At 62.4% G+C, this 22,445-nt stretch carries 22 protein-coding genes; 10 read left to right on the forward strand and 12 right to left on the reverse strand.

The window, feature by feature from the left end; genetic code table 11:
* Positions 1-112 precede the first annotated feature (112 nt).
* A complete protein-coding gene (fabL, locus tag GX414_08800; protein ID NLI47192.1) occupies positions 113-859 on the reverse strand; it encodes an enoyl-[acyl-carrier-protein] reductase FabL in 747 nt (248 codons plus the stop codon).
* A gap of 61 nt (positions 860-920) precedes the next feature.
* Complete coding sequence (locus tag GX414_08805) at positions 921-1,868, reverse strand: nitronate monooxygenase (protein NLI47193.1); 948 nt, start codon at positions 1,866-1,868, stop codon at positions 921-923.
* A 279-nt stretch (positions 1,869-2,147) separates the two neighbouring features.
* Between GX414_08805 and GX414_08810 the strand changes: the two genes are divergently transcribed.
* Positions 2,148-2,783: an RNA polymerase sigma factor gene (locus tag GX414_08810; protein ID NLI47194.1), complete on the forward strand. Its 636-nt coding sequence runs from the start codon at positions 2,148-2,150 to the stop codon at positions 2,781-2,783.
* Positions 2,784-2,870: 87 nt separating this feature from the next.
* Here GX414_08810 and dacB read toward each other — a convergent pair whose 3' ends face one another.
* The 5 genes from dacB to GX414_08835 are packed head-to-tail and all read right to left on the reverse strand — an operon-like array spanning position 2,871 to position 8,745.
* Positions 2,871-4,367: a D-alanyl-D-alanine carboxypeptidase/D-alanyl-D-alanine-endopeptidase gene (dacB, locus tag GX414_08815; GenBank protein ID NLI47195.1), complete on the reverse strand. Its 1,497-nt coding sequence runs from the start codon at positions 4,365-4,367 to the stop codon at positions 2,871-2,873.
* A gap of 25 nt (positions 4,368-4,392) precedes the next feature.
* The gene (locus tag GX414_08820; GenBank protein NLI47196.1) at positions 4,393-5,247 is read right to left on the reverse strand and encodes a hypothetical protein; all 855 of its coding nucleotides are present in this window, start codon (positions 5,245-5,247) and stop codon (positions 4,393-4,395) included.
* A gap of 3 nt (positions 5,248-5,250) precedes the next feature.
* Positions 5,251-5,901 (reverse strand): deoxynucleoside kinase, encoded by a 651-nt coding sequence (locus GX414_08825; protein ID NLI47197.1) that lies wholly within the window; start codon positions 5,899-5,901, stop codon positions 5,251-5,253.
* A 37-nt stretch (positions 5,902-5,938) separates the two neighbouring features.
* Positions 5,939-6,442 carry a 2-amino-4-hydroxy-6-hydroxymethyldihydropteridine diphosphokinase gene (gene folK / locus GX414_08830; GenBank protein NLI47198.1) on the reverse strand — a complete coding sequence of 168 codons (504 nt, stop codon included), beginning with the start codon at positions 6,440-6,442 and terminating at the stop codon, positions 5,939-5,941.
* Complete coding sequence (locus tag GX414_08835) at positions 6,439-8,745, reverse strand: hypothetical protein (protein NLI47199.1); 2,307 nt, start codon at positions 8,743-8,745, stop codon at positions 6,439-6,441. The genes folK and GX414_08835 overlap by 4 nt, the downstream gene beginning before the upstream one ends.
* Before the next feature lie 165 nt (positions 8,746-8,910).
* Between GX414_08835 and GX414_08840 the strand changes: the two genes are divergently transcribed.
* The 3 genes from GX414_08840 (at position 8,911) to GX414_08850 (ending at position 10,849) form a co-directional block, all read left to right on the forward strand.
* Positions 8,911-9,252: a hypothetical protein gene (locus GX414_08840; protein ID NLI47200.1), complete on the forward strand. Its 342-nt coding sequence runs from the start codon at positions 8,911-8,913 to the stop codon at positions 9,250-9,252.
* Positions 9,253-9,276: 24 nt separating this feature from the next.
* Positions 9,277-9,675, forward strand: a complete 399-nt coding sequence (locus GX414_08845) for a hypothetical protein (protein NLI47201.1) — start codon at positions 9,277-9,279, stop codon at positions 9,673-9,675.
* Positions 9,676-9,751: 76 nt separating this feature from the next.
* Positions 9,752-10,849 (forward strand): branched-chain amino acid aminotransferase, encoded by a 1,098-nt coding sequence (locus GX414_08850; protein ID NLI47202.1) that lies wholly within the window; start codon positions 9,752-9,754, stop codon positions 10,847-10,849.
* Positions 10,850-10,965: 116 nt separating this feature from the next.
* Here GX414_08850 and GX414_08855 read toward each other — a convergent pair whose 3' ends face one another.
* Positions 10,966-12,279, reverse strand: coding sequence for a dicarboxylate/amino acid:cation symporter (locus GX414_08855; GenBank protein ID NLI47203.1), 1,314 nt, complete (start codon positions 12,277-12,279; stop codon positions 10,966-10,968).
* 61 nt (positions 12,280-12,340) lie between these two features.
* Here GX414_08855 and GX414_08860 point away from each other — a divergent pair, with 61 nt between their 5' ends.
* On the forward strand, positions 12,341-13,795 hold the full coding sequence (locus tag GX414_08860; protein ID NLI47204.1) for a sodium:proton antiporter: 1,455 nt from the start codon (positions 12,341-12,343) through the stop codon (positions 13,793-13,795).
* A gap of 75 nt (positions 13,796-13,870) precedes the next feature.
* Here the strand turns inward: GX414_08860 and GX414_08865 are convergent, their stop codons facing one another.
* Positions 13,871-15,070 (reverse strand): 6-phosphofructokinase, encoded by a 1,200-nt coding sequence (locus GX414_08865; protein NLI47205.1) that lies wholly within the window; start codon positions 15,068-15,070, stop codon positions 13,871-13,873.
* Positions 15,071-15,213: 143 nt separating this feature from the next.
* On the opposite strand from GX414_08865, the gene GX414_08870 reads away from it, so the two are divergent.
* The 4 genes from GX414_08870 (at position 15,214) to GX414_08885 (ending at position 18,434) form a co-directional block, all read left to right on the forward strand.
* On the forward strand, positions 15,214-15,585 hold the full coding sequence (locus GX414_08870) for a hypothetical protein (GenBank protein NLI47206.1): 372 nt from the start codon (positions 15,214-15,216) through the stop codon (positions 15,583-15,585).
* A gap of 4 nt (positions 15,586-15,589) precedes the next feature.
* Positions 15,590-17,125 carry a protein kinase gene (locus tag GX414_08875; protein ID NLI47207.1) on the forward strand — a complete coding sequence of 512 codons (1,536 nt, stop codon included), beginning with the start codon at positions 15,590-15,592 and terminating at the stop codon, positions 17,123-17,125.
* A gap of 35 nt (positions 17,126-17,160) precedes the next feature.
* Positions 17,161-18,123 carry a diacylglycerol kinase family lipid kinase gene (locus tag GX414_08880; protein ID NLI47208.1) on the forward strand — a complete coding sequence of 321 codons (963 nt, stop codon included), beginning with the start codon at positions 17,161-17,163 and terminating at the stop codon, positions 18,121-18,123.
* Between the two features lie 62 nt (positions 18,124-18,185).
* The gene (locus GX414_08885; GenBank protein NLI47209.1) at positions 18,186-18,434 is read left to right on the forward strand and encodes a type II toxin-antitoxin system VapB family antitoxin; all 249 of its coding nucleotides are present in this window, start codon (positions 18,186-18,188) and stop codon (positions 18,432-18,434) included.
* Between the two features lie 10 nt (positions 18,435-18,444).
* Here GX414_08885 and GX414_08890 read toward each other — a convergent pair whose 3' ends face one another.
* The 3 genes from GX414_08890 to GX414_08900 all read right to left on the reverse strand — a co-directional run bounded on the left by GX414_08890 (position 18,445) and on the right by GX414_08900 (position 21,309).
* Positions 18,445-18,981: an LOG family protein gene (locus tag GX414_08890; protein NLI47210.1), complete on the reverse strand. Its 537-nt coding sequence runs from the start codon at positions 18,979-18,981 to the stop codon at positions 18,445-18,447.
* A gap of 3 nt (positions 18,982-18,984) precedes the next feature.
* Positions 18,985-19,650, reverse strand: a complete 666-nt coding sequence (elbB, locus tag GX414_08895; protein ID NLI47211.1) for an isoprenoid biosynthesis glyoxalase ElbB — start codon at positions 19,648-19,650, stop codon at positions 18,985-18,987.
* Between the two features lie 72 nt (positions 19,651-19,722).
* On the reverse strand, positions 19,723-21,309 hold the full coding sequence (locus GX414_08900; GenBank protein NLI47212.1) for a hypothetical protein: 1,587 nt from the start codon (positions 21,307-21,309) through the stop codon (positions 19,723-19,725).
* A 303-nt stretch (positions 21,310-21,612) separates the two neighbouring features.
* Between GX414_08900 and GX414_08905 the strand changes: the two genes are divergently transcribed.
* Positions 21,613-22,374 (forward strand): hypothetical protein, encoded by a 762-nt coding sequence (locus tag GX414_08905; protein NLI47213.1) that lies wholly within the window; start codon positions 21,613-21,615, stop codon positions 22,372-22,374.
* The last annotated feature ends 71 nt before the right edge of the window (positions 22,375-22,445 follow it).

A 22,445-nucleotide genomic window follows, 5' to 3' on the forward strand; every position in this document is an offset into this window, starting at 1 on the left:
GCAACTGGTCATTGTCCCGCCGAACGCACACTGGACAGTTTGACGGGTCGATTCGGCATTTTCTCCGATTGAACGGCGGTGGTCCCGAACTGCAGCGACCGCGTGCACCCGGTCAGGCCACGATGGAGTAGCCGCCGTCCACCACGAGGGTTTGGCCGTGAATCATGTCGGCCAGCGGGGTGCAAAGGAAATACACCACGTTGGCGACATCTTCGGGCGTCGTGAGACGACCGGCCGGCGTGCGCCGGCGGGAGTTGTCCAGAATCTCTTCCCGGCGGGGGAAGTGTTTGAGCGCGTCGGTTTCCACCACGCCGGCCGAAACGGCATTCACATTGATCCCACGCGGCGCCAGTTCCACGGCCAGGTGGCGGACCAGCGATTCCAGGGCCGCCTTCGACGCCCCCACCGCCGCGTAATCGGGGATGGCGCGCACCGCCCCCAGGCTGCTCACGGCAATCACCCGCCCGCCGCGGTCACCTATGAGCGGCATGGCGTGCTGGACCAGGCCGAGCAGGGCTCCGGCGTTGATGTCCATGGTCCAATGCCAGTGCCGTTCCGAGAGCTCCACCGCCGGCTTGAGGACGCCCGACGCGGCGTTACTCACCACGATATCCAGGCGTCCGAACTCCGCGCGGATCTTCTCGAAGATGCACGCCAGCTGGCCGCGATCCGCCACGTTGCCCTTGATGGGCACCGCCCGGACGCCGAACCGTTCGATGGCCCGAGCCGTCTCCAGCGCCGGAGTCTGGCTGCGCAGATAGTTGATGGCCACATGGACGCCCTCCGCGGCCAGCTTCATGGCAATGGCGCGGCCGATACCCCGTGAGGCGCCTGTGATCAGCGCGCATTTGTCTGTCAAATTCATGGCTGCTCCTTGTATCCGCATGATCCGGCTGTTCCGCCGTCGCTCACGCCCCGTCTCAGCCGGCCCCCGCCGGCAGGCGGCCACGGGCCGCCTCGTATTCCGCCAGGAATCGGCGGATGATTTCGCCGGCGGGCAGAATCTCCCGCACCAGTCCGGCCACCTGTCCGATTTCGAGTTCCCCGTCCTCCAGATCGCCTTCGGCCATACCCCGCCGCGCCCGCCCCGTGCCCAGCAGCGCGGCCAGCTCGTCCCGGCCGGCGCCGGCCGCTTCGCGTTCCAGCGCCGTACGGGCAAACGCGTTTTTCAGCAGCCGGACCGGGGCCACCCGCTTCAGGGTGAGCACCGTGTCGGTATCGGCGGCGCCCACCACCGCCGCCTTGAAGGCCGGGTGGGCGGATGATTCCAGGCTCGCAACGAACCGGGTGCCCACTTGCACCCCTTCGGCCCCGAGCGCCAAGGCGGCGGCCAAGGCACGCCCGTCGCCGATGCCGCCGGCTGCAACCACGGGCACGCGGACCGCGTCTACCACTTGGGGCACGAGGACCAGCGTGGTCAACTCATCGACGCCGTTGTGGCCCCCCGCCTCAAATCCTTCCGCCACCACCGCATCCACGCCCGCCGCCTCGCACTTGCACGCCAGGGCGACGTTGGGGACCACGTGGGCCACCACGGCTCCGCCCGCCTTCAGGTCGGCGGTGAACTTCTTCGGACTGCCGGCCGACGTGATCACGATGCCCACACGCTCTTCCAGGCAGACGGCGACAGACTCCGACGCATACTTGTAGATCAGCGGGATGTTCACGCCGAACGGACGATCCGTGGCCTGCCGCGCGCATCGGATGTGCTCCCGCAGCCGGTCCGGGCGTAGGGAACCGGCGCCGATCACGCCGAGACCGCCGGCTTTCGAAACAGCGGCCGCCAGCTGCCAGCCCGCGCACCAGACCATCCCCCCCTGGATGATGGGATGACGGATACCGAACAGTTGGGTGATTCGTGTGTCCATGAGCTCGAGTGGTTCCATTGTAAACAGCTTGTCTCGATCAGGCAATCTTAGATTCCGTCCAATCCGCAACGGTGCAGCCGAGGCAACTCGTAAGCGTCAATATTTTTTACACCAACTAGATAATCAACGACAGAATAGTTTACACTCGAATGCCTCACCTAAGTGTTGAAACTATTTAAGTACAATTTAATCAACAATTTAATATTATTTCGTTTCCAACAGTTCAATTGGCAAGCAAGATGCAGTTAGAGCGGTGAGTGTTGTGATAGGAGAAGTTCCATGAGCCAGACCAATGTAATCACCGTCCACGGTTTGAACGGCAACCAGCGCACCCCGTCACCCGCCTGTCCCGGGGATGCCAGCGGCCAGATACTCATCTTTGACCCGGAGGATTTTTATCGGCAGCACTATTCCCGGCTCTTTCACGCGGCTTTGCGGATCCTGCGCGACCGCCACCTGGCCGAGGACGCCGTTCAGGAAGCGTTCAAGAACATTTTCCTGCACCTGAAAGAATTCCGCGGGGAAAGCCGGATGGAGACCTGGATGACCCGCATCGTCGTCAATGTCTCGCTGGGGTACATCCGCAAGCACAAGGTTCGCCTCAAGGTAGAAGTGGCCCTGGACGCCGGGGAAACTCCCCTCACGGATCAACTGCCCGACGCCGGTGCCGATCCCTTCACCGCCACCCGGCGCCGGGAGCTCCGCCAGTTTCTAAACCAGGCCCTGGGCCAGCTCCGGGCCATCCACCGCCAGGTCGTCTACTTGCACGACATTCAACAGCACACCCTGGAAGACATTGCCCGGTTGCTTCGAACGCCCATTGGCACCGTCAAGAGCCGGCTCTTTTACGGCCGCCGCGAGTTGCAGCGCATCCTCGAACAAATGACCGCCCGCCAGGCATATCACCTATTGTGAGGACGTGACGGCACGGCCCACCAAGATCCGGATCCTCTTGGGGATCCGGTCTTTTTTTTACGCCTGCGCCGACGACGCGTCGGCCAGTCAATACCGATACAGAATCTTGACGATTTCGTCGATGACGGCTTTGGGCGCGTCATTCCCCGGCGGGATGTTGTTGACGATGATGCAGAAAGCTACCAGCCGGCGGGACGCGGTGCGAACATAACCGGCCATGGAGACCACCGTGGACAGCCGCCCCGTCTTCGCCAGCACGTTGCCGGCGGTGCGTCCGTTCAGTCGGTACTTGAGCGTCCCCTCCCGGCCAGCTTCGGGAAGCAGTGCGGAGAATCGCTCAAAATCGGGCGCCTTGGCGACCAGGCACAGCCAGTCGGTCATCAACCGCGGCGTCACCAGGTTGCGCCGGCTCAGGCCGGAGCCGTCTGCCATGGCGATGTTCTGCCGCGGCTCCATGAGTTGCGGCCACAAGCCGTAGACCGCCTGAATGCCGGCCTCGCGGTCGGTGCTTTCGGGCGGCACCTGGCCACGAGCCAGATTGCGCAGCAGGACTTCCGCATAATTGTTGATGCTGCGCTCCATCACCGGCACCAGAATCTGCTCCAAGGGCCGGCCCTCGATCACGGCCAGCCGCGTCCCCGCCTCCGGCGGCGGGGCATCGGGCAGGTAGGGCCGGCGGTAGCGGACCCCGGTTCCGCCGCTCACCGGCACACCCAGCCGCAGCAGTTCCTCCCGAATCCAGCGGGCAGCGGTCAGCGCGGGATCGCTGACGGCCACGCGGAGCACTCGTCTGGACGCGCCGCTTGGAAATCGGCCGCTCACGATGAATTCATCGGTGTCGAACGGCTTGTAGACAATCAGATCGTCCGCTCCGGCGCCCCGGGCGGTCATGGCGAGATTCCGCACCTGGGACTGCAGGAAGGCGGGCACCGCCGCGATCTGGGGCGGATGGCCGGGCTCGCCGGGGGTGATCCGCATTTCCATAACACCGTCATTCAGGGCCAGCGCGCTGACCTTGGCGCCATACGCCCATTGAAACTCCTCCCAGCTCCAGTCAGGGCCGTACGGTTCGTCGAGCTGGGCGGTGGCGTCACCGATGACGTCGCCCTCGACCTTCCGGATTCCTGTCCGCCGAAGCAATTCCAGAACAAATGACTGCACCGGAAGCACCGGATCGTCTTCGAAGAAACGGAACGACCACGACGGGTCGCCGCCACCCCGGATGATCAGCGGTCCGCGCAGGATGCCGTCCTGGTCCAGCCGGCCGGTGGTGGCGATCTCGGTTCGGAAGCGGTGGTCGGGACCGAATGTCCGCCAGGCCGCGTAGCCGGTGAGGAGTTTTTGGATGGACGCTGGCACGAACAGGCGGCGCTCGTTCCACGCATAGAGCGAAGTGCCTTTCTGGACATCGATGACAGACACGCCCCAAAATCCAGGTGGATGGCCGGGCCGGTCGAGCACTTTCTTGATCTGTCTGGCGACCTGGGCCTCCGACAGGTGGCCGGCGGCGGGAGCCCCTGCGGCGGCCGGCGCCAGACTCGCCAGCAGTAGCGCCAGGAGCAGGCGGAGCCTCCGGCGAGCCACAGTCGGACGCGTCCCGGCCCCCATCTCAATCCTGCTGAACATGGAAGATGAAATTGTCCGTGAAGCGGAACCGGCCCACGTGGGCCACCACATAGACCAAGGCGTCCCGAGTCACGCGCTCCAGCGGTTCCAGGTTGCCCGGGTCCAGGATGCCGACAAACCGGACGTGCAACAGGGGCTCGCGGCCCATCAACTCCTGCATCCGCTGAATGATCCGGACGGCCGACTTCTCGCCGGCCATGAGCTCCTCCCGCGCGGCGCCCAGAGCCTGGCAGACCTTCAGTGCGACGCCTTTTTCGGCGTCGCCGAACAACCCATGGAACGAGGAGTACGGCAAGCCGTTCTCGTCGCGCACGGTGGGACTCAGCACGGGCTCGGTCCTCACGTCAAGGTCTCTGATCAGCCGTTTCAGGATGAGGAAATCCAGGTAGTTTTTCTGCGCTACGAACACAAAATTGGGGCGGAAGAGGTTCATGGCCTGAAGATAGACGGTGGCCAGACCGGTCAGGTACTGGTCGGTTTCGATGCCCCGGAAGCGCTGATCCAGTTTGTCGAGGCGCACATGGGTGCGGTGATCCTTCGGGTGCAACTCCTTGCGGCCGGGAAAACAGGCGTAATCCACGCCTTCCGACGCGAGCAGCTCGATATCCGCCGGGCGTTGTTCCTTGAGGCGGAGCAGCGTCTCGTCGTCCTGGACAAGGGCGGGGTTGGCGTAGACCATCACCAGCACGGAATCGGCCATCTCGCGCGCCTTCCGGATCAGGGCCAGATGCCCCTCGTGCAACAGGCCCATGGCGGAGACGAAACCCAGTTTGGTTTCACCGGACTGGAAACGAGCGGTCATTTCCAGGATTTGATCGGGTGATTCCAGGATTTTCATGGCTCATCCCCGCGCGGGTGGCGCATAGTACTGCAGACCCGTCACGTTCTTGAACCGCAGAAACTTGATGAAATCATCGGTTTTGGCGCCGGTCACGGTGAAATCGATCTGCTCGGTTTCCAGCACCAGGACCGGGACGCGCGTCCGCTGTTGGTACTGGAAAAAGAAGTGTTCGTAGGCCTGAATGAGATCCTTCAGGTAGGACGGCGGAATTCGTCCCTCCATCGGAACATTGCGCCGCTCGATCCGCTCCAGCAGGGTATCGACATCCGCCTTGAGGTAGATGACCATGTCGGGCTGGATGAGGTAGTCCGACATGGCCTCGTACAATTTGTTGTAGATGACCAGTTCCTCATCGTTGAGGTTCAGGCAGGCGAACAGCTTGTCCTTCTCCAGCAGGAAATCCGAGATGACCGGGGCGGGGCTGGGGGACTGCCGCGTCAGTTCCCGCATCAGCGTCCAGCGCTGGGCCAGAAAAAAGAGCTGGGCCTTGAACGCGGCACCCGGCAGGCCCTCATAGAAAGCGGTGATGTGGGGGTTTTCCCACGGTTGGTCCAGCACCGCCCGGCCCTGGAATTCATCCGCCAATCGCTTGGCCAGGGTGGTTTTCCCCACGCCGATGGGCCCTTCGATGACGAGGTACTTGAAATGCATAACACTCGAAAATGTTAGGGTTTAGCCACAGGCCGGATTATAAAGGAAGGCCGGGCCATTTGCAATACCATTCCACGGCATGCCGGTCGCCGCAGGCGGCCAGCAGTTGGGTGACGGTCCGACCGAGCACGGGATGCCGTGCGGCGGGAGCGATTTCCACCAGCGGCACCAGCACGAACCGCCGCTGAGCCATGCCGGGGTGGGGAATGATCAGGTCGGGCTCGGCGACGACATCCCGGCCGAACAGGAGGATGTCGATGTCGAGCGGCCGGGGCGCGTTGCGTTCAGCCGGCCGCCGTCCTGCGGCGGCTTCCGCCGACTGGATCAGCGCCAGCAGCTCCCGCGGTTTCAGGCGGGTCCGGAGGCCGGCTGCGGCATTGAGATAGGGCGGCTGTGGCGGTCCGCCCACGGGTTCGGTCCGGTAGAGCGAAGAAACGGCGGTCACCGTCACCCCGCCGGCGGCCAGATGGGCCAACCCCGCCGCCAGACCGGCGGCGCGATCGCCCAAGTTGGCGCCAAGCCCCACCCAGACTGTCTTCAAAAGAATCTCCGGCCCAGTTTCTGGAGTGTCCCGAAATCGCCGATGCCGCGCAGATACATGGCGAAACGAATGTCGCCTGAATCCCGGCGGTTGGCGATGTCGAACTTGGTGTATTCCACCGAAAAGCCGATGCAGTCAAAGTAGTAGTTGGTGCGAATGTAAAAATTGTCCAGGTTGCTGTTTTCCAGGTTATACGAGACATTGGCCTCGATGCTGAAACCCTGGTACGGTTTGCCCAATCCCACCGAGGTTTGCAGGTAGTCGTTGTCCACCAGCTGGTCGCCCTCGGTATAGAGGCGCAGGAAGGCCAGCGACGCGAACAGCCAGTCGTAGTTGTACGTTCCGGCGGCGGACCAATCGCGCAATTCCCCGCGGATCGGATCGTACTCCAAACGAAGTTGTCCGCTGATGGTCGGCGCCGGATGGACCTGGACGAGTGCCTGGATGGGCGAAAAATCCCGTGGTTCCCGCGCCGCCGCGTAGGGGCTGAACGTGTAGTACGGCGCGATCTGGTTGTTGAAGCCGGTCTCAAGGCTGCCATGAAAATCGGGATCGAAAAAGTACTTCTGGCGGAGCGCCACCGTGGCCCATTCCCACGGCCGGTCTCCTCGGCGGCTGAAGAACCGCTGCACCAACCAGTAGTCCAGCTCATTGGTGCCCACGACCGCGTCCTGCCAGTCAAACTGGATAATGCGTGCAAACTCGTCGACATCCGACACCCACCGCCAGGTCACCCCTGTTTCGATGACGTGTTTGACCGGCACCCCGAAGGGGTGGAAGACGCGGAACAGACGGGGGGCGTCCAGGCGGGCTTCCACAGCCGCAAGGTATCGCCCCACTCCTGATCGGTCCGCGTCAACGGACGCTGCGTCCGCCGGGGCGTCGGTCGGGAAACTGCGCGAGTAGTACGTCGCGCGGAGGGCGGGTTCCAGCGACAAGCGGAATGCGCCGAGCCGCAGCGGCACCAGGAGCCGCGGGTACACGTCCAGCCGGCTCACTCCCTGCGGCGTGTTGAACTGCATGTCCACGGTGCCGCCGCCGCTGGGATCGGTCTCATTCCAGTTGACCTTCTTGAACATGAACGCCGCCGAACTGTCCATAAACAGGTAGGCGGGCCAGGAACCCAGAGAGCGGCCGATTACGCGGAACGAGGCCTCCGGCAGAGCCCGCTCCAGCACCTGGAAGTCGTCGAAGTAGTACTGGGCTCGGTTGAATTCCAGGCTGACGGAGTAATCCGACCAACTGCGGCTGATGAATCCGCGCAGCGCTTCGTCCGGACGGACGGCGCCAATAAAGTCCGATTCGTACACCTGGCGGAACACGATATTGGAGACCACGTTGGCGGAGATGGCACCGTGAAACCCCCGCGAGAAAAGAAAATAGCCGTCCACGTTGATGACGCTGCCCCCCTGGTCTTTCCGATCGTCAACGGAATAGCTGGAGAAATTAACATAGGAAAGTTCCGAAAAACGCCCCCGGAAGGTTGTGCCGAGGCCGAATCCGCGCTCGGTGTAGTAATCCCCCTGCAGGATCAGGTCCATGCTTCGACCCAGTGTGAGGTAGAAGGCGTCGGACAGCTTGTGGCCCTTGTCGTCGGAATAACCGTACGAGGGAATCATGAAGCCCGATTTGCGCTCCTTCTTCGGCAGGGGAAGCCGGATCCAGGGCACGTAAAACGTCGGCACACCGAACAGCCGGAATATGCCGCGCGTGACCGTGGCTGACTTGTCCTTGACCACCCGGGTCTCCCGGCTGCTCAAGCTCCAGTGGGGGTGGTCGAACTGACAGGTGGTCACGACGCCCTGGTGGAAGACGAATTCGTCGGGCCCGGTCTGCTCGGCCTCGGCGCAGACCAGGCGCACAAAGTTGTCCGCCACGCCGCGCGTCTTGACGAAGCGGCCCTTCCGCTCCGCCACGTTGTACTCAAACGACTCGCAGGTCAACTCCTGCAGGCCCCGCCGGAAGACGAGGCCGCCGTGCGCCGAAATCGTGCGGGTGTTGCTGTCATAGGCAACTTCCTCACCCCGCACCTCGATATCCCGGTATCGGACGGACACGTCGCCGCTGGCCCGGAACACACCGCGCTCCGATGTCTGCGCTCGCGACCGGATGACGACGGGTTCGCCCTCCACCGGAATGACGGTTTCAACGAACGTCGGCTCTTCCGCGGGTGCCGGAGTCTGGGGCGCCGGCTCCTGCGCGCCCACCGACGCGCCCGGCAAACACCCTGCCACGATGAGAACCACCAAGAGCAGCCCTCGGGCGGACAGCCGATCGCGGATACGCGTGGCGATTGCCTTCATGGGTTGACTGTTGGGCTTGGGGATGGCGTTGACCTTTGACGGCGCATTGTGCCACTATAAAAGTGAGCCCTGTCTTTGTCAAATCGGTTTTCAGCCGAAAAAAGGTGGCAACTTTTCCTGCCGGAGCCCGATAATAGTGTCAGATTCGCACAAGGAGGCGACGCCATGACGGTCCAGAATATCAACAATGTCAGCCAGACCTTCTCCATGCAGGACATTGCCAACATCACCCAGCCCAAGCCCAGCGGCTGGAGCAAATTCACGTCCATCCTGGGCGGTATTGCCGGTGCGGCATCCTCGTTCATCCCCGGTGCCGGCATTGTCAGCGGCCTGCTCGGAGGTCTCGGCGGCGGGTCCGGCTCGATCACGGGCGAAAGCAACCAGATGCAGCTCCTGCAGATGCAGTACCAGATCCAGCAGGAAACGCAGATGTTCAACCTCATGACCAACATTTCCAAGGACCGGCACGAAGCGTCCATGGCGGCAATCCGGAACATGAAGTCGTAACCGGCGTCGCGATGGATTCGGCCGATGGAAATCAATCCCAAGCAGAACCTTGAACACCCGTCTCTCGATACGGAGAGCGTGGATTTCGGGAACGGGTGCGATCCCTTGGGACCGGGGATGGCGGCGTCCCCGGCCGTGGACGCCGAGACTGTCAGGGCCACCCTGTCGGTGACCGATCCCCTAGAGGCGGCGCTTTCCGAGCTGGTCCGCGGGAAGGATCTGTCCGACCCGCTCGTATACAAAGAGACCGGTCGCCAGGTTCTGCATGAGATCCTGACCAATCTGTTCGGCGACAGCCTGATCCAGAGCCTGGATGCCGACGATCTGCTGGACACGTTCCAGGGCTTCATCCAGGAGGATCCAATTCTCAAGGACGTGTTTCAGAACTTCCTCCACGATCTGGCCCGGAAGGACTGCACCTAGTCAATTTATTTGGAAAATTCCAACCACATGCTAAAATAACTCCTCATTCGATCATCTTCGTCTGCAGGAGTTTTTTATGGATATCGCCATCGCCTCGCTGACGGATGGGGATCTGAAACCCCTGTTCACCAACGTGCAGGACCTGGGATTCGGTCGTGTGTTCACGGATCGCATGTTTCTCCTGAATTACGCCGCCGACAAGGGCTGGCACAATCCCCGGATTCTGAAATACGGCCCGCTGGATCTGGACCCGGCGACGCTGGTGCTTCACTACGGCCAGGAGATCTTCGAAGGTATGAAGGCGTTCGCCGGCCCGGACGATCAGATCATCTTCTTCCGGCCCATGGAGAATGTCCGGCGCTTCAACCGGTCCGCTCGGCGGCTGTCCATGCCCGAGCTCAACGAGCAGGATGCACTCGACGCCATCGTGAAACTGGTGACGCTGGAGTCCCGCTGGATCCCCCGTCAGCGCGATGCCGCTCTGTACATCCGCCCCGCCATGATCGCCACGGAAGTGGGTTTGGGCGTGCGGTCCGCGAAGGAATACCTGTTCTTCATCATCCTGTCCCCCGTGGGCCCCTATTTCAAACAGGGCTTCCGCCCCGTGAACCTGTACGTGTCGCACAACTACGTCCGGGCCGTCGAGGGCGGCGTGGGCGAGGCCAAGACCGGCGGCAACTATGCCGCCAGCCTGCTGGCCCGCCAGGAGGCTCAGGAGAAAGGCTACAGCGAAGTGCTCTGGCTTGACGCCAAGGAGCACCGCTATATCGAGGAAGTGGGCGCCATGAACATCTGCTTCGTCATCGATGGCGTGGTCACCACGCCGTTGCTGAGCGGGGCGATTCTCCACGGCATCACCCGCAAATCGGTGCTGCAGCTGTCCAGCCACCTGGGCTACACCGTCTCGGAGCGCAAGATCGCCATTGACGAGATCGTCGACGGGATCCAGAGCGGGCGGGTGTCTGAAGCTTTCGGCGTCGGCACGGCCGCCAGCATCGCGCCGGTGGGCGGCATTTGCTATCGCGACACCCTCCACACCATCGGCAAGAACGAGGTGGGGCCCGTGGCCCGGAAGCTCTACGGCGAGCTGCAGGCGATCCAGTATGGCGAGAAAGAAGACGTGTTCGGCTGGACACTGCGCGTTCCGATGAACGCATCCAAGGGAAAAGCCTGAGACCCGCTGTCCACCCGATTGACGATCCTCACCGAAACTCGCCGGTTCACCGGCGAGTTTTTCATTTAGTACCTGCCGCTGCGTGAAGTGAGGTAAGCCGGAAGATCCCTGGGCGGCTAGCCTTCCGCCCCGTTGAGGGACGCCGGGCCGGACCTGTGATCCAAGCGGCTGACAAAGGTCGCAGTAACGATGTCGCCCGTCACGTTGAGCACCGTCCGGCCCATGTCCAACACCCGGTCCACGCCCAGGATGATGGCGATAGCGTCGGGGCGGATGTTCACCGTGGCCAACACGATCATGATCATGGGGATGGAGCCGCCGGGGATCCCCGCCGTGCCGACGGCCATGAGTACCGCCAGCAGCACCACCAGCACCTGCTGGACCAGGGTCAGTTCCACACCGAGCACTTGAGCCAGGAATAACACCGTCACCCCTTCGAACAGAGCGGTGCCGTTCATGTTCATGGTGGCGCCGAGCGGCAGGACGAAACCGGCGATATCGCTGGGGATCCCCAGGTCCTCGATGCTCACCTTGATCGTCGTGGGAAGGGTGGCGTTGCTGGAGCTGGTGGAGAAGCCGGTGATCATCACCGGCAGGACCTTCCGCATGAAGTCCACCGGGTTGCGCCGGGCGATGAGCCACAGCAGGATCGGATAGACGCCGAACAGGAAGATCAGGTATCCCCCGAGAACCACCACGACGTACATCAACAGTTTCATCAGCAAGTCAAGGCCGAAGCGGGCCGTGACGTTGAAGATCAGGGCCAGAACCGCATACGGTGCAAGCTGCATGGCGAAACCGACGATCACCATCATGACGTCGGCCACCCCCTCCAGCAGGCTGATGAGCCCCTGCGCCCGCGGGGCCTGAATGCGGGTCAGCGCCATGCCGACGATGAAGGCGAAGAAGATCACCGCCAGCATGTCCATGTTGACCATGGCCTGCAAGGGATTCCTGGGCACGACTGCGATCAGGTTCTCGATGCCGAACGCGGACCCGGCCCCGGTTTTCTGCTGGACCTCGCCCTGGTAGGTTTCCAGAAGCCGTGCCTGGACGGCTGGATCGAACCCGGCCCCGGGTCGGACGACATGTACGAGAGACAGACCCAGCGTGGCTGCCAGCATCATCAACACGCAGAAACATAGAAATGTCCAACCACCCAGACGACTCAGCCGCTTCAGGTCGCCCAGATGAGCGACCCCGGTTGTCAGCGTGCTGAACACGATGGGCACCACTGTCATAAAGAGCATGTTCAGGAAAATCCGTCCCAGCGGACCGGTGATGTAGTGAATCACCCATTCCACCCGCTCTTGGACAACCGCGTGCTGGGCGCCCACCAAGTTGCACGTCACGCCGGCCGCCGCCCCGATCACCAGACCCAAGAAGATCCGGGAGTGCAGTGAGCGGCGGCGACTGGACCTTTTCTTCATGCCGGCAACCCCTTAACTCCAAGATCTGTCGGCCGTTTGGATTGACATTGAAACCGCTCCATTGTACATTGAACCCCCGTGGACGTCCACCGGGAACAGGAGCCTGCATGCCCCCCCCCGAAATGTCCGGTTTTTCATTCCCATCTGGCTGCTCGCGCTGACAGGCGCGGCCCACGCCTCAGCCGCCGACACCGCGGCCCACGCCCGGCATTTTCCGCTGTGGGTGGTGGCGCCGTTTCTCGGGATCCTGATCTCCATCGCCGTGTTCCCACTGATCAACGCGCGCTGGTGGGAACACAATTACGGCAAGGTCAGCGTGTTCTGGCTCAGCACCACGTTTGTCATCATGCTTCTGGCACGTCCCGCCGGCGTCCCGTTCGCCGACCTGTTTGGTGGCCCCATTTTTCATACATACGAAGAGTACGTATCGTTCATCATCCTGCTGGGCTCGCTGTTCGTGATCACCGGCGGCATCGTCATCCGCGGCTCGCTGAGCGGCCGGCCCGTCACCAACCTGGCGATCCTGGGGATCGGCACTGTTCTGGCCAGCTTCATCGGAACCACCGGTGCGGCCATGTTGCTCATCCGCCCGCTCATCAAATCGATTCGCTGGCGGCAGCGGCAACGGCATATCGTCATTTTTTTCATTTTTCTGGTCTGTAATATCGGCGGCAGTCTGACCCCCATCGGCGACCCCCCCCTGTTTATCGGGTTCCTGCGCGGCGTCCCCTTCGAGTGGACCTTTGCCCTGATGCAGGCTTGGGCACTGACCAGCGGTTTGCTGTTGGCCGTTTTCTACCTGCTGGACCGCCACCTGATGCAGAAGGAGACGGGCGTCCCGCCCGACATGGAGCAAAAGGGCATCCGCATTGAAGGTCTGGTGAACATCGCCCTGCTGGCGGGCGTCGTCGGTTCGGTCCTCTTCAGCGGCCTGGTCAAGATGGGCGAGATCCACCTCGGGTTGGGCGCCCTGGAGATCCAAAACGTTGTCCGTGACGCGGTGATGCTGGCGCTGGCCGGAGCCTCGCTGGCCCTGACCCCCCGCGTGCTGCGCGCGGAAAACAATTTCAACTACGCCCCCATCATCGAAGTGGCCCTGCTCTTCGTCGGGATCTTCACCACCATGATCCCGGCACTGATGGTCCTGAACGCGCGCGGCGCCGAACTGGGAATTGATTCGGCCTCGAAATTTTTCTGGGCCACCGGTATCCTGTCCAGCTTCCTGGACAACACCCCGACCTACATGAGCTTCCTGGAAACCGCCTGCGGTATGCTGGGCATGACCGTCACCCAGTTGCTGCAATCCCCCCAGGGCACGCTCTTCCTGAAGGCCATTTCCGTGGGGGCCGTGTTCATGGGGGCCAACACGTACATCGGCAACGGCCCCAACTTCATGGTCAAGGCGATTGCTGAGCAGGAGCAGATTCGGATGCCGAGCTTCTTCGGCTACATGGCTTGGTCCGTCTCGATCCTGATTCCCGTCTTTATTCTTGTGGACGTGGTTTTCTTCCTGTGACGTCCCGCGTCCCCCTGAAAACACGTGGACCGGCCACAGCGGCCGGCCCTTTGCGCAGCTATCCGGTCTATCCGGTCATTCCAGAAACCGATAGGACAGCGCCTCCTTGAGGTTGTAGAAATCGCTCCCCTTCGGGACGCAGCGCAGGCGCGTCACCAGCGTCTGATCGTCCACCAGATCCTCAAACGCAATGGCTTTGATGTCGAAATTGTCGGTGACGCTCACCATGTGGCCAAACTGTTTGCGGTCGAACAAAATGTAGGTGCCGAATCCCAGCATGCTGCCCATCACCACGTCGAAGCTCACCGGCGGCGCCGAGCGGATTTCGTAGCCGATCTGCTTACCAATCACCTTTTTCAGTTTACCGGTGCGCTTTTTGTAGAACTGGCCGATCTTGTCGGCCAACACCTTGGCAATCTCGGCCTTGCCGAAAATCACGTTGCCGTGCTTGTCCGTCTCGTGAGGACGATACCGGTCGGGCAGCTTGTCCACGAGGCCTTCAGCCACGCAGATCACCCCCGCCGCCTTGCCCTCGCGCTCGCGCAAGATGATCAGGTCCACACATTCCTCTGCGACAGCTTCGACGTCGAATTCAAGCTCGATGTCTTCGCTGGCGATCATCTTCACCGCCTCGCCGGCGATACCGGCGGCATACGTGAGCCAGCCTGATTTCCGCCCCATCAGCTCCACCACAAAATAGCTGTCGGTCGATTCGGCGTCCGCTTTCAGGTTCAAAATCGCGTTTTTCGTCACCTCGACACCGGTCCAGTACCCGAACGTCCAGGGAATGCCGTAGTAGTCGTTGTCGATCGTCTTGGGGACATGGATCACGGGCATGCCCAGCCGATGGAGATAATTGGCCACCTTCAGGGTGTCGTCGCCGCCGATGGTGATCAGGTAGCCGACGCCCAGGTGCTCGAAAGCATCCAGGATGTTCTGCAGGCTGCGGATTTTCTTGGGATCTTTGAGATCCTCCACCGACTGGATCTCCCGACCCGGATTGGCCCGGGAGGTGCGCAGGAAGACGCCGCGAATGTTGCGAATCCTGGTCACGGACGTGTCGAAATGAAAATAGTGAACCTTCTCGACCAGCGAATAGGGATTGTACTTTTCAAATTTTTCCAGGTACTCGAAGCCGTTGTATACGCCGATGACCGGGATGTTCTTGTTCAAGAACGCCAGCACGGCGGATGAGATGACGGTGTTGGCCGCCGAAGCAGGCCCGCCGGAAAACAGGACGCCCACCTTTTTTCCGTTCTTGTAACCGAGGGACATGGGCTCCTCCCGCATTCAAAATGGTGGCATTGTACTCAAAGCCCCAGGCGATGACAAGGCTCACCTGTCCCGTCAAGAAAATAGTTTCAATTTATCGGACCCGACATTACAATGAACACAATCCGTTGTCCGTGGAGGGATTCATGAAGTTGAACTCCAGGGGTGAATCCAAACTCGGCTGCCTGGTGGCCGTGCTGCTGCTGGTGATCACCGTTTACTGCGCCATCCGGTTCGTGCCGCCATATTACAACTCTGTCCAGTTCATCGATGAGACCGGGGCCATGACCACCCGGGCCGCCGTGTACGGCTGGTCAGAAAAAAAGATCCACGAGGCCTATCTTGAAGTTGCCGCCAAGTACAACCAACCGGTCACCAAAGACAATATCAAGGTTATGAGGACTCGCAACGAGCTGGTCGTTGAGGTCGACTACATCTTGCCGATCGATCTTGGCTTCTACGTGTACAACCTGGAGCGCAAGGCAAAATACTCAGGGCTCAGCGGTTCGCTCCGCTAGGTGCATGCTCAACAAGCTGGGCAAATATGAAATTCAAGCTGTACTCGGCCAGGGCGCAATGGGGATCGTCTACCGCGCGTATGACCCCATTCTCAAACGCCCGGTCGCGCTGAAGACCCTCTCGGGCGATTTCGGCCAAAATCCCGAGCTGCTCAAGCGCTTCTACCGCGAGGCGGAGGCGGCGGGCGGCCTCCGGCACTTCAACATCGTCACTATCTACGATCTCGGTGAGGAAAACAATACCCCGTTCATCGCCATGGAATTCCTGGAGGGCTCTGATCTCCAGAATGCGATTCAGAAGCAGAAGATCCGGAGCCTTAACCAGGTGCTGCGCATTGCCCGTCAGAGTTGCGAGGCGCTGCACTACGCCCACGGACGCGGCATCGTCCACCGTGACGTGAAGCCAGCCAACATTTTTCTGCTCGAGGACGGCACCGTCAAGATCGTCGATTTCGGCATCGCTCAGATGGCCTCGTCCACCATGACCCGGACCGGCATGGTCATGGGGACGGTGAGCTACATGTCCCCCGAGCAGGTGCAAGGCCGCAACCTGGATGGGCGGTCCGACCAGTTCTCCATGGGCATCATCGTGTATGAAATGCTCACCGGCACCAAGCCGTTCCACGGCAACAGCATTCCGGAGATATTTTTCAAGATCATGAACGAGGCGCCGGCCCCCATCCGCCAGAAATATCCGCACTGTCCGCCGGCACTCGAAGCGATTCTCCAGCGTTGCCTCATGAAAGACCGGGATCAGCGATATGCCGATTTGGGCCAGATGGCCCGCGACATGGAGCGTCTGCAGGCCAGCCTCGGCCGGGAGTTTTCACTCCAGGAAGCGGTCACGGCCACCGCCGAGCGTTCCGGCCTTCTGTGGCAGGACTCCGTGAACGACATCCAACGGCTCCTGCAGGAAGGCCGGATCGATCAGGCCCAGCTGCGCCTCGACGACCTTCGCCGACAGTGGGGCGACACCGACTTGCTCCTCAACACCAGACTGGACAGTCTGCAGGGTGCCATCCGTCTCGCGTTGAACCGGACCTCGGTCCAGAAGCACCTCGACAACATCCAGGCGCTGGCCCGGGACGGGCAGGTCACTCAGGCTGAATTGATGCTGAACCAATTGGAGCAGGAATACAGCGGGCAGGACGAGATCCTCCACACCCGGAGTATCATTATCGACGCCAAGCGCCGCGGAGAGAAGATCCAGTTCATCCGCGGCACCATTTCCAAAGCCAAGGTGTTTCTGGAAGCCGAGAATTACGATCAGGCTCTCAAAACACTGGAACAGGCCCTGCGCGTCTACCCGGAGGAGAAGGCGCTCCTCAAGTTTTACCAGCATACGCTGGAGCGGAAAGAGCAGTCCGCCCGGAAGACCTTCATCCGGGACACCTGCGCCAGGGTGTCTGCCCTGCTCAAGGACGGCCAGCTCGAAACGGCCATTCGAACCGTTGAGGCGGCTCTGGAAAAATTCGCTGACGAAGAAGTCTTCCAGAACCTGTACAAGACTCTCATCGCCCGCAAGCGCGGCGCCCGCTGAACTCGCCGCCTGCGCCCCGACCCGGGCAGGAAACCATGATCGAGTCCCTGACCACCGAATACCACCGACCTGATGCGGCCGCCGCGTCCGCCGTGTCCCGGCCCGCCGCCGCCGGCACCCGTCTGCTCATCTACAACCCCACCGCCGGAAACCGCATCCGCATGAACCAGCTGTCGGCAATCTGCCGGCTCTTTGCCAACCGGGGCTGGCCGGTCATTCCACACCCCACCCGCGGTCCGCGCACGGCGGCCGATGTGGTCCGGGAATACAGCGCGGACATAGACGGAGTCATCGTCCTCGGAGGGGACGGCACCCTCAACGAGGTCTTGCCGGCGGTGGTGGGCACCCCGCTCTTTGTGGCCATCATGCCCGGCGGCACGGCCAACGCGCTGGCGCACGAGCTGCAACTGCCCCTCCGGCTCGACCGGGCGGTGAATTGTCTGACGGGTGGTTGCCTCCGCACGGTCAACGTCGGGCGCGCCAACGACCGCCCTTTCCTGGCCATGGCTGGCGCCGGTTTCGATGCTCGGATTGTTGAATGTGTTTCCTCCCGCCTCAAGGGCCGGCTGGGCCGGCTGGCCTATGTCCTGGAGACGGTTCGACAGCTGCGCCGTTACGCGTTCGCGCCGATCCGCTTCAGCACGGACGCAGGGGAGTGGGATGCACCGTTCGGCGTGGTGTCCAACAGCCGCTGTTACGGCGGCGGCTACATCATGGCGCCCCACGCCTCACTGGATGAGCCGACTCTCGACCTCTGCCTGTTCTGCTCCCGAGGCTTCCGTTCCTACCTGCGCTACTTCTACCACCTGGGGCGAGGCACCCACACCGCCTTGCCGGACGTGATCTATCGCAAAGTCCGTCGGGTCCGGCTCACCGCGGCCGGTCCCGTTCCGCTCCAGCTCGACGGTGAGGCGGCGGGTCCCTTGCCGGCGGAAATCGATTGCCTGCCCAACGCCCTCCGCCTGGTCTTTCCCGCCCCGCCCGATATGAATATTTAAACCTTTGACAACCCTGCCGGCATCGAATAAGATCGATCCAAATTGGATCAGAGGTTGCAGCCATGCGCGCCACCGTGAGTATCGATGAAACCCTTCTGCAGGAGTTGCTGGCGGTCTGCCAGGGGGACGACTATTCCGAAGCCATCAAGAAGGCCCTCAAGGAATATGTCACCTGGAAAAAGTGGGAGAAGATTTTGACATTCGGCCATCGGGTCGAATGGGACTTCGACGTCCTGCCACGGTTGGACCGTTTCAATTTGCGGAAGTACGGCGCGCTCTGCAAACGCACGTTCAGCAAGAAAACCAAATAGACTCTACGATCTAGCCAACACCCAAGCGACAGAACAGTCGTTCCAGTTCGCCCGGCAGATCCCGGGTGAAGATTGGGCCTGCAGCCGGTCCGTCGGTGGTGGGCCGCTCACCCGGCGGGAAAGCGGTCAACAGGCAGGCCCACATGCTGTCGGCTAGAATAGGCTTGGGGGAGATCCCCTTGTTCTGCAGCTCCCACACCAGGCTGAATTCCAGCAGTGTGCCCGTACCGCCGGGCAGGACCACGTACAGGTCACCCAGGCCCACCAGGCGGGCCAGGCGATCAAACAGGTCCGCCGTCTCAATTCGGCGACTCAGAAATTGATTGGGTGGCGCATAGTCAAAGTTCCTAACAGTGATGCCGACCACCTCCCCCCCCGCTTCGCGGGCACCCCGGGCGGCCGCTTCCATGGTTCCGCTGTAACCCCCGTTGACCAGCTCGCACCCGTGGCGCGCCACACAGGCGCCCACGGCGTGGGCGGTCGCGTAAGCCGCCGAGCCGGACCGGACTCGTGAGCTGCCGAACACCGTCACCCGGCGGATCGCCATGGCTCAACCAATGAGTGCCAGCAGGGCCGCCACCGCTCCGTCGATGCCGTCCGCCACTTCGGCGATGCGCTGGGCCAGCATGTAAGCCGGCGTGGACACTATTTTGTGCTCGCGATCAACCACGCACTCACGCACCGGACATGTGACATGGATGCCGCCCATGGCGACGATCGCGCCGGCGGTGCCCGCGTCCGTGCCGATGGTCAGCCGGGCGGCGATCCGCTTCTGTCCAAGCACACGGGCCAGCACGGCCGGCGCGATGCAGATGGCGCCGATAGGCTTGCCGGCGGCATGCATCTCCAGGATCAGCCGAGCCACCTCAGGATGCACCGCGCAGTCCGCCCCCTTGGACGCGAAATCGCTCAGGTTCTTGGCTGCGCCGTAACCACCGGGCAGGACCAGCGCGTCGAGTTCGACCGCCCGGACTCCGCTGATGTCGCGGATGACGCCGCGGGCGATCCGGGCCGATTCCACCAGCACATTCCGCCGTTCACCGGCGCTCACATCACCCCGCGCGTGATCGACGACGTGCGCCTGATCGGACGCCGGCGCCATGCAGACCACCTCGGCACCCCGCCGGTCCAGGGCCAGCAGCGTGAGCACCGCTTCGTGGATTTCCGAACCGTCGAACACGCCGCAACCGGACAACACCACGCCCACTTTCGGCATACTGACCTCCTCGGATCTTGACCGCCGCCGGACCGCTCCGCACGCCGGCGGTTCAACAGCTTGCCACTTGGCTCACGGGTTCGCCGCGAGGGGTCGCCAAGAAAACCGACTGAAGTCCAGCCGGCTGTCCCGACGAGGTTCCCACCTCAACGCCGCGTCATACCCATAGATATCGGGGTTGATTGTCAGGGGAATCACTGGGCATTCCTCCAGTGCCAGCCGCTGGATGGCCGTGAGCATCTCCAGTCGGACGGCCGGGTCCATGAGGGTTCGGCTCTCACTGATCCATCTGTCGAGCCGAGCGTGACTGAAACGGCTGGTGTTGAATGCACCCAGTTTTTCCCGCCCCTGGACATCGCGCGTGTACAAACACGATTCAAAGAAATCGCTCAGGTCTCCGCTTGTGCATGACCAACCGAAGATCACCGCCTGGGGCGGGTTAGACGAGAACATGCGCTGGTAGAGATCCTCCCAGGTCAGGTAACGGAAACGGACTCGGATGCCCACCTCGGCCAGGTTGTCCCGGATCCCCTCGCCCAGGCTCTGGATCGAGGAATACACGTACAGTTCCATGGCGAAGCCATCGGGGTAGCCCGCCGTCTGCAGCAGGCGTCGGGCGGCGGCTACATCGCGCGACGGGACCGCCATTCGCTCGTCGTAACCGAACACCTCGGGCGGCGCGTACTGATAGGCCGGCTGAGCCCGGCCGTCCTGAAACCGGACCGCGATCGCCGGGCGGTCCAACGCCAGTTGGACGGCCTGTCGGACCTCCCGCAGGAACAGCGGATTGCGCTTCGGCCAGCGGGCGTCGGGCATGAACTCGCCCGTGTACAGACTGAGCATCATGACGGTCAGGCTGTTCTCGGCCAGAACCGCGGTGTCGGATCGACCCGCCAGGACTGCGACATCCGACCAGTTCAGGGTGCGCGCCAGGTCCACATCGCGGGCACTCAGGGCTTCCGCGCGTTTTTTCTCGTCAGGTATCCCCACTATTTCGATCTCCCCGACTGCCGGCGCGGGCCCCCAGTAGTCGGTGAATCGCCGGAGCACGAACCGATTGTCGGCAGTCCAGCCGTCCAGCCGGTATGGACCGGTTCCCACCGGCCGGGTGGCCAGCGACGGCTGCTCCATGGATTCGGCCTGCGGGACGATGAAGGCAAACGCCAGCTTGTTGAGCAGGATAGGATCCGGCTCGGCCGTCTCCACCACCACCGACTCCGATCCGGCGGTGGCAACCGATTTCACGCTGGCGAAATACCCGCTGACCAGCGAATCTTCGTGGAAGACAGCCCGCCGCAGCGAATAGGCCACGTCTGCAGCCTGGAGTGAGCGGCCGTCATGGAAGCGCACCCCGCGGCGGATTCGGAAGATCCAGTGCAGAGGATCGGGGTTGGACCACGATTCCGCCAAACCGGGTTGAAGCCGCAGCAGGCGGTCGAAACGAACCAACCCCTCATAAATATTGCACAGTATCGCCCAGGTGGCACTCTCGTCGTGCGCATGCGGATCGAATGTCATCAGCCGCCCTTCGACGGCCACCCGGACGGGCCGATCGGCCGGCGGATCAGCCGGCGAGTGGTGCGACTTCCAAAACAGCCACCCGGCCACGGCCAGTCCCGCGGCGGCAGCCAGTCCGACGATGATCCGTCTGCGAGTCACTCGACGCCGGCTCCTCAGATTCGTTAGCTGCGGATCGAAATCCGTCCCTGGGTCCGAACGATGGATGATGGACCTTTTTATCATACTGCATCGCCGCTTGGATGACAATGCGCCATCACGGCTGCGGTCCGGCTGTTCACGGTTCGTTTGACCGTCAGCGGCGAGCCGGTTACAATCAGTTGCCGCACCCCTCGAGCAGGCAGGCGCGGTCCGAAGCCGGCGGATTGACAACCGGATGCGCCACGGAGGTTTAGAGTGACCGCATCAACCCGCCCAACCGGACTTTCACCGGGTTCGACGTGGATGCGCCGAGCATGGGTGTATGTCGCTGCCGGGATCACCGCACTGGCTGCCCTGGGCCAGGAGGAGGGATTTCGCACCCGCCAACTCCGATACCCCCGCGTGCGGGCGGCGGCAGCAACCCGGGCGGCCTTGCTTGAACAGCGCTTTTGCAGTCGTGGTGTCGCCTATCCGCCGCACGCGGTATACCTCCGGGCATTCAAAGAAGAGCAACTTCTGGAGCTGTGGGCCGGCACTGGCGCCCGCGCCCCGTTCGCGCATGTGGCGGACTACCCGTTTTGCGCCACGTCCGGCGGGCCGGGTCCAAAACGGCGGCAGGGTGACGGCCAGATTCCCGAGGGATTCTACGTCATCGATCGATTCAATCCCGCCAGCCGGTTCCACCTGTCGCTGGGGTTGGACTACCCCAATTTGAGCGACCGCCGTCTCGGCGTACCCGGTTGTCTGGGGGGTGATATCTTCATCCACGGTGGCTGCACCACCATAGGCTGCATCCCGCTGACTGACAGCGGAATCGAAGAGATTTACCTTGCCGCCGTTGAAGCTGTCGAAGCCGGGCAGCGGGCCATTCCGGTGCACATCTATCCCGCCCGACTGGACGCGGATGGGTTCGACCGGCTGGCCGCTCGGTTCGTCCACCGCCCCGACCTGCTGGAGTTTTGGCGGGAGATCCGGCCTGCCTTCGCATACTTCGAAATCCACCGGCGTCCACCCGCTATCCGGGTGGATGACGCGGGGCATTACCGGATCCAGCCGGAGCCGTGAGGAACAATCGGTTGAGTTTGCTGCTCCGGACACCTATAATCGCACGTTTCACGCCTCGGAGACCAGAACCA

This window comes from Acidobacteriota bacterium, assembly GCA_012517875.1.
Taxonomy (GTDB): domain Bacteria; phylum Acidobacteriota; class JAAYUB01; order JAAYUB01; family JAAYUB01; genus JAAYUB01.

What these genes read in the sequence shown, in the direction of transcription:
- GX414_08805 (NLI47193.1), bottom strand. Translation starts at nt 1,868, where the DNA reads ATGGACACACGAATCACCCAACTGTTCGGTATCCGTCATCCCATCATC.
- GX414_08810 (NLI47194.1), top strand. Translation starts at nt 2,148, where the DNA reads ATGAGCCAGACCAATGTAATCACCGTCCACGGTTTGAACGGCAACCAG.
- GX414_08820 (NLI47196.1), bottom strand. Translation starts at nt 5,247, where the DNA reads ATGAAAATCCTGGAATCACCCGATCAAATCCTGGAAATGACCGCTCGT.
- GX414_08825 (NLI47197.1), bottom strand. Translation starts at nt 5,901, where the DNA reads ATGCATTTCAAGTACCTCGTCATCGAAGGGCCCATCGGCGTGGGGAAA.
- GX414_08835 (NLI47199.1), bottom strand. Translation starts at nt 8,745, where the DNA reads ATGAAGGCAATCGCCACGCGTATCCGCGATCGGCTGTCCGCCCGAGGG.
- GX414_08840 (NLI47200.1), top strand. Translation starts at nt 8,911, where the DNA reads ATGACGGTCCAGAATATCAACAATGTCAGCCAGACCTTCTCCATGCAG.
- GX414_08845 (NLI47201.1), top strand. Translation starts at nt 9,277, where the DNA reads ATGGAAATCAATCCCAAGCAGAACCTTGAACACCCGTCTCTCGATACG.
- GX414_08850 (NLI47202.1), top strand. Translation starts at nt 9,752, where the DNA reads ATGGATATCGCCATCGCCTCGCTGACGGATGGGGATCTGAAACCCCTG.
- GX414_08855 (NLI47203.1), bottom strand. Translation starts at nt 12,279, where the DNA reads ATGAAGAAAAGGTCCAGTCGCCGCCGCTCACTGCACTCCCGGATCTTC.
- GX414_08865 (NLI47205.1), bottom strand. Translation starts at nt 15,070, where the DNA reads ATGTCCCTCGGTTACAAGAACGGAAAAAAGGTGGGCGTCCTGTTTTCC.
- GX414_08870 (NLI47206.1), top strand. Translation starts at nt 15,214, where the DNA reads ATGAAGTTGAACTCCAGGGGTGAATCCAAACTCGGCTGCCTGGTGGCC.
- GX414_08875 (NLI47207.1), top strand. Translation starts at nt 15,590, where the DNA reads ATGCTCAACAAGCTGGGCAAATATGAAATTCAAGCTGTACTCGGCCAG.
- GX414_08880 (NLI47208.1), top strand. Translation starts at nt 17,161, where the DNA reads ATGATCGAGTCCCTGACCACCGAATACCACCGACCTGATGCGGCCGCC.
- GX414_08885 (NLI47209.1), top strand. Translation starts at nt 18,186, where the DNA reads ATGCGCGCCACCGTGAGTATCGATGAAACCCTTCTGCAGGAGTTGCTG.
- GX414_08890 (NLI47210.1), bottom strand. Translation starts at nt 18,981, where the DNA reads ATGGCGATCCGCCGGGTGACGGTGTTCGGCAGCTCACGAGTCCGGTCC.
- elbB (NLI47211.1), bottom strand. Translation starts at nt 19,650, where the DNA reads ATGCCGAAAGTGGGCGTGGTGTTGTCCGGTTGCGGCGTGTTCGACGGT.
- GX414_08905 (NLI47213.1), top strand. Translation starts at nt 21,613, where the DNA reads ATGCGCCGAGCATGGGTGTATGTCGCTGCCGGGATCACCGCACTGGCT.